This is a genomic window from Streptomyces sp. NPDC048337 (genome assembly GCF_043201175.1).
Classification (GTDB): Bacteria; Actinomycetota; Actinomycetes; order Streptomycetales; family Streptomycetaceae; genus Streptomyces.
In genome coordinates this window covers 264,345-272,772 of record NZ_JBICYR010000009.1, presented here as the reverse complement: position 1 = coordinate 272,772, position 8,428 = coordinate 264,345, and the positions used below count along the sequence as shown (strand labels likewise).

Annotated in this window: 8 protein-coding genes and 1 pseudogene; 7 read left to right on the top strand and 2 right to left on the bottom strand. The window is 65.7% G+C overall.

Features of this window, described 5'->3' with window-relative positions; genetic code table 11:
* Positions 1 to 511 precede the first annotated feature (511 nt).
* Complete coding sequence (locus ACGFYU_RS18110; protein ID WP_393828262.1) at positions 512 to 1,102, bottom strand: DUF2867 domain-containing protein; 591 nt, start codon at positions 1,100 to 1,102, stop codon at positions 512 to 514.
* A gap of 83 nt (positions 1,103 to 1,185) precedes the next feature.
* Between ACGFYU_RS18110 and ACGFYU_RS18105 the strand changes: the two genes are divergently transcribed.
* Positions 1,186 to 1,743 carry a TetR/AcrR family transcriptional regulator gene (locus tag ACGFYU_RS18105; RefSeq protein ID WP_393828261.1) on the top strand — a complete coding sequence of 186 codons (558 nt, stop codon included), beginning with the start codon at positions 1,186 to 1,188 and terminating at the stop codon, positions 1,741 to 1,743.
* A gap of 168 nt (positions 1,744 to 1,911) precedes the next feature.
* Here the strand turns inward: ACGFYU_RS18105 and ACGFYU_RS18100 are convergent.
* Positions 1,912 to 2,451 (bottom strand): annotated as a pseudogene (locus tag ACGFYU_RS18100) (aminotransferase class I/II-fold pyridoxal phosphate-dependent enzyme); the annotation flags it as partial.
* 300 nt (positions 2,452 to 2,751) lie between these two features.
* Here ACGFYU_RS18100 and ACGFYU_RS18095 point away from each other — a divergent pair.
* From ACGFYU_RS18095 to ACGFYU_RS18070, 6 genes are all read left to right on the top strand, one after another.
* Positions 2,752 to 4,296, top strand: a complete 1,545-nt coding sequence (locus ACGFYU_RS18095; protein ID WP_393828260.1) for a recombinase family protein — start codon at positions 2,752 to 2,754, stop codon at positions 4,294 to 4,296.
* 447 nt (positions 4,297 to 4,743) lie between these two features.
* Positions 4,744 to 5,172: a hypothetical protein gene (locus ACGFYU_RS18090; protein WP_393828259.1), complete on the top strand. Its 429-nt coding sequence runs from the start codon at positions 4,744 to 4,746 to the stop codon at positions 5,170 to 5,172.
* A gap of 97 nt (positions 5,173 to 5,269) precedes the next feature.
* Complete coding sequence (locus tag ACGFYU_RS18085) at positions 5,270 to 5,761, top strand: hypothetical protein (RefSeq protein ID WP_393828258.1); 492 nt, start codon at positions 5,270 to 5,272, stop codon at positions 5,759 to 5,761.
* A gap of 125 nt (positions 5,762 to 5,886) precedes the next feature.
* Positions 5,887 to 7,056, top strand: a complete 1,170-nt coding sequence (locus ACGFYU_RS18080; protein ID WP_393828257.1) for a phage major capsid protein — start codon at positions 5,887 to 5,889, stop codon at positions 7,054 to 7,056.
* A gap of 14 nt (positions 7,057 to 7,070) precedes the next feature.
* Positions 7,071 to 7,247 (top strand): hypothetical protein, encoded by a 177-nt coding sequence (locus ACGFYU_RS18075; RefSeq protein ID WP_393828256.1) that lies wholly within the window; start codon positions 7,071 to 7,073, stop codon positions 7,245 to 7,247.
* A gap of 714 nt (positions 7,248 to 7,961) precedes the next feature.
* Positions 7,962 to 8,249, top strand: a complete 288-nt coding sequence (locus ACGFYU_RS18070; RefSeq protein WP_393828255.1) for a hypothetical protein — start codon at positions 7,962 to 7,964, stop codon at positions 8,247 to 8,249.
* The last annotated feature ends 179 nt before the right edge of the window (positions 8,250 to 8,428 follow it).

Sequence of the window (8,428 nt, the reverse complement as noted above, 5' to 3'; positions counted from 1 at the left end):
CTGCCGGGAACCCCCCCAAAGGAACGGGCCGGGTCAGAGACACATCCACGAGCCTGTCAGGGACCAGGCGACGGGCCGGGGGCGGCCCAACCCACATCAAACAGCGCCGAGAAGCCCATCCCGCGCCGCCGACGCGCCAGATCGCTACGCGCTCCCCACGTCTCGGCGTCCGACGGCCGCCTGGGGCCGATACCCGCACCAAAGGGCGGCTGGAAGCCCGTCGGAGGATGGCGGCGCGGCAGATCGCTACGCGCTTTGCACGTCTCGGCGTCCGACGGCCGCCTGGGGCCGATACCCGCACCAAAGGGCGGCTGGAAGGCCATCGGAGGATGGCGGCGCGGCAGATCGCTACGCGCTTCGCACGTCTCGGCGTCCGTCGGCCGCCTGGGGCTGATACCCGCACCAAAGGGCGGCTGGAAGGCCATCGGAGGATGGCGGCGCGGCAGATCGCTACGCGCTTCGCACGTCTCGGCGTCCGGCGGCCGTCTGGGGCTGGGTGGGTGGCGGAGGATCAGCCGGCGGTCTTCGGGGCGGCCTGCCACTCGCGGCCGATGCCCCTGATCAGGGCCGGGTAGACGCCGAGGTATCGGAAGGGCTTGATGGCTGCCATGTATACGGCGCCGAGCGGGCCGTTCGGTTTCACCAGGACGGTCATCTGGCCGCGGTAGCCGCCTGTTCCGTCCGGAACCCAGCCGATGTGCATCAGCCCGTGCACGGTCCGGTTGCCCATCTCGGCGACCCACTCGTCATGGGTCTGGTAGACGGACGTGAACGGGACCGCGCCGAGGTCGGCGCCGCGGGGACCCTCGCGGAGGTCCTCCGGCAGGCGGTCCCGGAGGGAGTGCACACGGGTGCCGACGCCGGCATCGGCCTTGTCCCAGCCGAGGAGTTTGCCGAGCTTCCAGCGGATCGCGAAGAGCGTGCGCACCACCGGGGAGGAGATGGGCTCGCCCGTGCCGTTCGTGAACTGGTCCACCAGTCGCGCGAGGTCGTCGGGACCGCCTGGTGTCGGCAGTGCCCATACGTCCTCCACCTGGAAGTCGCCGGCGATCTCGTGGATCCGCCAGGGACGGGAGGTGTGCGCGGTTGTGGGGAGTCTCATGTGTCGGCCCCTATCTATACGATGGCGTATAGATCAAAGCTAGCACTATCTATACGGCACCGTATAGACGAGGGGAGCACATCATGGGCGTGACGCGCACGCCTCGCGGCAAGTGGATCGAGGAGGGGCTCAAGGCGCTGGCGGCCGGCGGCCCGGAGGCCGTGCGGATCGAGCCGCTGGCGCAGGCGCTCGGCGTCAGCAAGGGCGGCTTCTACGGGTACTTCGACAACCGGGGCGCGCTCCTCACCGAGATGCTCGACACCTGGGAACGCGGGGTCACCGAGGCGGTGATCGAGCAGGTCGAGAGCGGCGGGGGAGAGGCGAAGGCCAAACTGGAGCGCCTCTTCGCGATCGCCGCATCCGCCGACGGCCCCACGACGGGTGTCGCGGCCGACCTCGCGATCCGCGACTGGGCACGGCGCGACGAAGACGTGGCAGAACGCCTCCGACGCGCCGACAACCGCCGCATGGACTACCTGCGTTCCCTGTTCCGCTCCTTCTGCCCCGACGAGGACGACGTCGAGGCCCGCTGCATGCTCGCCTTCTCCCTGCGCATCGGGTACTACTTCATCGCCGCCGACCACCCTGGCCGCTCCCGCGCCGAGGTCATGGCCCTGACCAGACAGTGGCTCCTCCGCTAACAGCCACCCCCATCCCCCGTCCGCTGTCCGCCATCCCCCGTCCGCCGTCCTGGGGCGCCCCTCCGCCACCCACCCAGCCCCAGACGTCCGCCGGACGCCAAGACGTGAGAAGCGCGTAGCGATCTGCCGCGCCGCCGTCCTCTGATCGGGCCGCCCTGTCAAGGGCGCTCACCTAAGCGCCCGAACCGCCTCCCCCAAGGCCTCCATCGCCCGCCCGAACGCCGCATTCGGGGGTGCCGCGTAGCCCACCACGAGACCCTCGCGGGGCGGTCCGGCTGCGGCGGGGTGCCGGTAGGAGGACAGGCCGTCCAAGGCCAGGCCCGCCGCGTGGGCCGCCCGCAGGGCCGGGGCTTCGCGGCCCGGGGGGAGTTCCACGACCGCGTGGAGGCCGGCCGAGATGCCGGTCACCCGGACCTCCGGGGCGCGGGCTGCCAGTACGGAGACCAGCTGGTCGCGGCGGTCGCGGTAGCGGCGCCGCATCCGGCGGACGTGCCGGTCGTAGCCGCCGCACTCGATGAAGTCGGCCAGCGCCAGCTGGTCCAGCGCACTCGCCCAGGACTCGCGGGCCCCCTTCGCCGCCAGGACGGGACCGACCAACTCCTCCGGGAGGACCAGCCAGCCGAGGCGCAGCGCCGGCGAGAGGCTCTTGCTGAGGGAGCCCGCGTACACCACGTGTTCGGGGGCCAGACCCTGGACGGCGCCGACCGGAGTAGGTCCAACACTCTGGGACCTTCCGGTTGGCGGGCCGTTCTCGCAGGTCAAGAGGGGTCCGGCATGGCTGCGACACCGAAGGTCAGCGATTTTAGGAATCCCTCGCACTCTAGGGAGGGGGTGAACACATCCACTCAGGTCAGCGCGGGCAAGGGATTGACTCACCAGACCGTGAGCGTGAAGGCATCCGCGCACGGCAGCGAAGACAGGCAACCGACTCCCTTCCCCAGGGGAGTGAAGGCATCTACCCACGCGGGCGCGTCCCGCTCAGCGAGCAAGGCAGACGACAGGCCAGAGGTGGACCTGTTGCTCAGGAAGTCAAAGATCGTCCGGGAAGGTGAGCGGGCCCTATCGCTGCGGGCTCAGGAGGAGCGCGGGCGGCACTGGGCGGATGAGCACGGCTACCGGGTCCGCAAGGTCTGGAAAGAGAACCTGTCCGCGTGGTCGGACGTTCAGCGCCCGAAGTACGACGCGGCCATGGGCGCTGTGCTGAACGGTGAGGTTCCCGCGCTGTGGGTGTACGCGCTGGACCGATTCAGCCGTAAGGGTGCTGAGGCGGTCGTCCCGATTCTGGGCAAGGCGCGGGTCATCTTCGATTACGAGCGTCTTGACTCGATGGATGAGCGCGACCGGCGTTGGATTATCGACCGTGCGGAGAATGCCCGCGAATACTCGCAGCGGCTTTCGTACAACGTGCGGAGCACGAAGACGCGTCAGCGGAACGAGGGGCGTTGGCTGGCCCGTGCCCCGTTCGGTCTGGCTGCCGACAAGGACACACGGAAGCTCTCTCCGAACCGCGTGAAGGTGCGGGGCAAGGACTATTCCCCGTGGGCCATCGTGGTCCGGATCTTCAAGGAGATAGCGGGCGGTACGTCGTCGCGTGCACTGGCCCGGAAGTTCAATGAGGAGGGGATCAAGTCAGCGACGGGCAAGAGTTGGCGTGCGGACAGTATCCGGGCGATCGTCATTCATCCGGTCTATGAGGGGTGGCTTACGGTTTCGCCGGGCGGGAAGTCTCACAAGGCCCCGACGCACTATTTCAACGACGCTGGGGAGCGGGTCCGCTGCGTTGAGTCGGGCGTGTTGAAGTCGATGATTGCGGCGAAGACGGCTGAGCGTGCCCGGCGTGTTCTCAGCGGGCATCAGATCGTTGACAACACTCCGCGTGTGGGTCGGGTGGCGCACTTGCTTACCGGCAAGCTCCGGTGTGCCGAATGTGGCTATGCCATGACCCTCAGCGGCAAGTCCTACAACTGTCAGATGCGTGCGAATGGCGGTGCGTGTGCTGCCCCGGCTTCTGTATGGCGTGACGCCCTTGAGCCGTACATCGTGGATCGCTGGATTGCGCGTATGGAGAATTCCGATGTTGACGACCCGCTGATGATTGCAGTTGCCCAGCGCTGGCAAGCACTCACCCGCCCCCAGGAGTCGGCGGAGATCCGAGAAGCAGGGGCGGAACTCAAGGCCGCACAAGAAGGGCTGGACAATTTCCACGCAGACGATCAGGCAGGCTTCTATTCGGGGCGTTCCGCGAAGTACCGGATTCCCGCGAAGGCAAAGGCTGAGGAGCGCCTGACGGCAGCAGAGGAGCGCGTCAACGAACTCTCCGGCGGACCGGTGGATATCAGCTTCCTCATGAACGGGATGGCCCGCGAAGCGTGGGAGGCGGCGGACGCTGCGCTCAGGCGTGACCTTCTCGGACTGGGCATCGACCACGTGACCGTGACGAAGGCACCCGGCCAGGGCGTGAGGTTCAACGGCAAGACCCGCTGCGGCATCGAGTGGGCCACGCCGGAAGGCGAAGAGGCGGAGGAGTCGGCAGACATGGCGCTAGCCGCGTAGGCAGCCGCCTGAGCCCCGAACAGGCCCCGTTGGTCCCTGACGACCGGCGGGGCTCTCTCGTGCCCGAAGGAAACCCCTCCGCTCCAGTGGTGACGAGTGGTGATTGCGGTGGTTCTTCGGGTTGCGGTTTGACCTGGGGATATTTACAGCTACGTAAGTTGCTCAACTTGCAAGGTTCCTGCTTACAGCGGGGATAGAGCTGTGTGTTTCTTGCTCAGTGTTTGCGAATCCCTTGAACGCGCCTTGCAGGACAGCGGGGCGAAGAGTTGCGAGAGGTCTGTTGTGGAGAATCTGAAGAGTTCCAGCGTGGGCGATTGGGCTGAACTGATCGGGGACGCCGCCCGGCGCTACCTCAGTCCGCCCGTTCTGTGGTGTCCCGCTTCCCGATGCTGGGTGGAAGGGAGAGCACCTTACCCGCCACTTGATCCGGCCCTCTGGCGGGTTCGTATGTCGTCGTTCCTGAACACGCTTGAGATGCACGCGGACGGTCCCGGAGAGTTCGGTATTGCCGAAGTGGGGAAAGCTCCGGTGCCCTCTCGCAACGTGTACCCCTCGTGGCAGCGCATGGCGCGGGAAGTCCGCTACGCGTCCGGCCCCGTCACACGGGACCTGAAAGAGGTCTTGTCCGGTGAACCGGCATTCCGCCGCGAGTCCGCCATGACTCCTGAGCGGTGGCTCTCTCTGTGCGAACAGTCGGAAGCCGCCTTCGTATCTCGCCGTGACCTGATAGCCGCTTTCCGGCACGACTGTCCGAACGCCGCTATTGGCGAGCGCGCCTTTCTGCTGCTGGCTCGCAATCTCTTCGGGCGGGATGGCCGTTTCGGTCCGAACGGCGCCCGTGGTCCGTGGGGGTTCCGGGTGCGCCTGCCCCGCTGACCAATACCTCACGTGAGTTGTTGCCCCGGCTTCACCGAACCGGGGCTTTTCTATGCCCTGAGACTGGAGGCACACTGTGTACTACAACCCAACTGGCGTGACTGAGAACGAGATTGACGCGCTTATTGACACCCCAGACGAACTGACTGAGCACAAAGACCCGGAGCTTGTCCGGGCATTCATGCAGTGGGACACCAACCGCTCAATGCAGGGTGAGAGCGGCCCTGTGGACGTGCGCGCTGGGTTCGTCCGTGGTGGCTACCGGCTGACAGCCGACCCGTTCCGGCCTCTGTGGGATTTCCCGCCCGCGCTGCGTGATGACGTGCTGCGCTCCCGCCTGATCATCCGTCGCCGTGAGGCTCGCCCCATGTCGTGGAAGACGAAGGGCGGCACTATCCGCGTGGTGGATGGCGTGAAGGTGTTCACGGGCGAATGCGAGGTGTGCGGCAAGACGTATGAGCAGCAGCGCCCCGAGGGGCAGAAGCGCCGTTGGCCGCTGATGTGCTCAGACGGGTGCCGGGCGGAGCGCAACCGGCAGCGTAAGCGTGATTGGGCGACGAAGAACCGCGCTGCCGCTAAGGCCGCGTAGACATTTACTAATCCCTTTGAAGGGGCTTCCGAGATTCTATCTCAGCCCCCAGCCGGCTCGGACCCCCAAAGCTTCCCGGTCCGGGCCTTTCTGTTGCCTTCAAGAGGATCAGCAAGGGGCCTTAGATGAGTCATGCCGAGATAGCGCGCACCGCCATTGAGAAGCGGGATGCCGCATCGCACAAGCTACGTGAACTTGCGGACGGAGCGCGGAACCGCAAGCTCACCCCCAATGAGCAGAAGGAGGAGGGCAAGCTACTCGACCAGATCAAGGAACACGACGACAACGCCAAGCGCCACATTGCGGCATCTGCCGCTGAGGAAATGGCGATGAGCGTCAGGTCTCCACTTCAGGAGATGGGTACTACGCGCAGCCTTTTCCCCGGTCGGGAGAGTGCCGGAGTTACGCCGGGCGATCTCATGAGCCGTTCCATTAAGTCGGCCCGTGGGATCACCACGACCGGCACCGCCAAGGCTTTCAGCCCGGAGCAGACTGCTAAGCAGTTCGTTGACCTCCTGGCCCCTCAGTCGGTCGTTATGGCGTCCGGTGTGAACCGGGTGCAGACGAACGCTGAAACCTACTCGTTCCCGGTTATCCGTTCCGACTTCACGGCCGGATTCGTTGGTGAGCTTGACGACCTGCCGACCGGCGGATTTGGTGCTGACCCGCTCAAGGTCACGCCGAAGAAGATCGCTGCTGCTGACATGCTGGCCAATGAGCTTGTGCAAGATGGCGGTTCTTCGTTCCTGAACCCCGTTGCGAAGTCGCTTATGCGGTCCGTTGCGCTGGGCTTCGACCGTGAGGCGCTGATAGGAACCGGCACCAGTAAGGGGTTCGTCGGCATTGCCAAGACCGCCGGAATCCAGACTCACGCGGTCACGGGCGGGCTCAAGGACCTTGACCCGTTCGTCACGGCATTTGGCAAGCTGGAATCGGTGAACGCAAAGGCCACGACCATTGTGATGAACCCAAAGAGCTGGACCACGCTTATGGCGCTGCGTGAGGCGACGGGCTCTCTTAAGCCGCTTCTGAGTGAGTCGGCCGGCTCGCCGACCACTGGCATTCAGCGGTCGATTCTGGGTGTCCCCGTGTGGCTTTCCCCGTTCTTGGCGGATACCGAAATCCTGACCTACGAAGCAGATCAGGTCTTCGCTGTGTGGCGCAAGGATGCCGGATTTGAGATCAGCGATCAGTTCGGATTCCTCAAGGACGGTACTGCCGTGCGCGCTATCGCTCGTGCCGCTATCGCTGTCCCGAATGCTGCTGCCGTCTGCAAGATCACCGTTTCCGCCTAAGAGGAGTTCAACCCATGTCTTTCTTCAACACTGATGAGCCGACCGTGACCGTTCGCATGATTGGTTACATGAGCTACGGCCCGACTGATGGCGGAATTCCGGCTCATGTTCTCCAGAACGGCGAGACGTACGACGTTCCGCAGTCTGAGGCGGATTGGCTGCTTGGCGCTGATCTCGCTGAGCGCGTCTAACCGTGTTCGTGGAATTGCTCTCGGGGGTGCGCATTGATGGTGCACCCCTGGGGGCGGGTATGTGTGTGGAGTGTCCCGCTGACGTAGGGGGGTACCTCACCGAAAAGGGGTGGGGGCGGAAGCGGGCGGCTGCCCACAAACTCAGTGACGGTCGTCCGGTGATCGCATTCAGGGTGCGTGAGATTCCCGGCACTGCTGAGGAGTTGAGCGATTGGTCATCGTGGATGCGCCCGGCGTGGATGCGACCGGATGGCCGGGCAGTGCTCAGCGGGGATGACAGGCAATGGATTCCGGCTCGCTGCCGGTCGTGTCAGCGCTTTGGATACAGGCTCAAGGATCGGTTGCCCCAATCTGCGCGACGTGATGAGCGCGCGGATTCATGGGTCATTGAATGCGAGCGTTGCCGCCCTGTGGATGACACATCATCAAGCGAATGAGCGCGCAGGCTCGCGCTGAGTGTCGCTGGCATAGGGCGTACGCGGGTCGAAAGTTCGCAGAATTGGCGCTCAGCGATCCCGGTCCCAGCTCGGAAAACGCGTCCGTCCCGGACAAGCCTTTCCGGACTGTCCGCTAACTCAAGAGGGGGAACCCATGAGACGAAGGTGCGCGCACGCGCCGTGCGATGTGCCGATTCCTGCCGATGCTGACCGGCGCACCCGGTATTGCAGCGAGGCTCACCGCAAGGCGGCAGCCCGCGCCCGCAAGGCAACCGCGATGGCATCCAAGATCCGCCCTGAGCCCGTCTCCGGCGACGCGGAGCGATACCCGGCACTCCGGGCCGTCTGGGATGCGGTAGCCGCTCAGATCGTCGCTGAGGGCGTCACGGTGCCGGGCTCCTCCGGTATGCCCGTGGCTCACCCGCTCTTGCGCTTCCTGGGGCAACTCGACACGGCCCTGTCGGCACACGAGAAGACGGCCGATCCTGCTGCTTCGGCCGACCCCATCGACGCTGCCCGCGCGGCTGCCGTCGCCGCACTGGACGCGTACCGCAATGGCCAGTGACGAACTCCGCGCACTCTGCTGTGAGTTGGCCGAGCACGACACCCCGGAGCGCCACCCCTTGTGGCCCGTACTCGCCACGCTATACCGGCTCGAACTCGGCACCGCACCACAGCCGTTGGACCTATTCGCGGTCGGCTGCTGCCCCCGCCACTTCTGACCCTGCCTCCGATGGCTGCCCG

Bases quoted from the DNA above. Each gene is read 5' to 3' on its own strand.
- ACGFYU_RS18110 (WP_393828262.1), bottom strand. From the start codon at position 1,102: ATGAGACTCCCCACAACCGCGCACACCTCCCGTCCCTGGCGGATCCAC.
- ACGFYU_RS18105 (WP_393828261.1), top strand. From the start codon at position 1,186: ATGGGCGTGACGCGCACGCCTCGCGGCAAGTGGATCGAGGAGGGGCTC.
- ACGFYU_RS18090 (WP_393828259.1), top strand. From the start codon at position 4,744: ATGTCGTCGTTCCTGAACACGCTTGAGATGCACGCGGACGGTCCCGGA.
- ACGFYU_RS18080 (WP_393828257.1), top strand. From the start codon at position 5,887: ATGAGTCATGCCGAGATAGCGCGCACCGCCATTGAGAAGCGGGATGCC.
- ACGFYU_RS18075 (WP_393828256.1), top strand. From the start codon at position 7,071: ATGTCTTTCTTCAACACTGATGAGCCGACCGTGACCGTTCGCATGATT.
- ACGFYU_RS18070 (WP_393828255.1), top strand. From the start codon at position 7,962: ATGGCATCCAAGATCCGCCCTGAGCCCGTCTCCGGCGACGCGGAGCGA.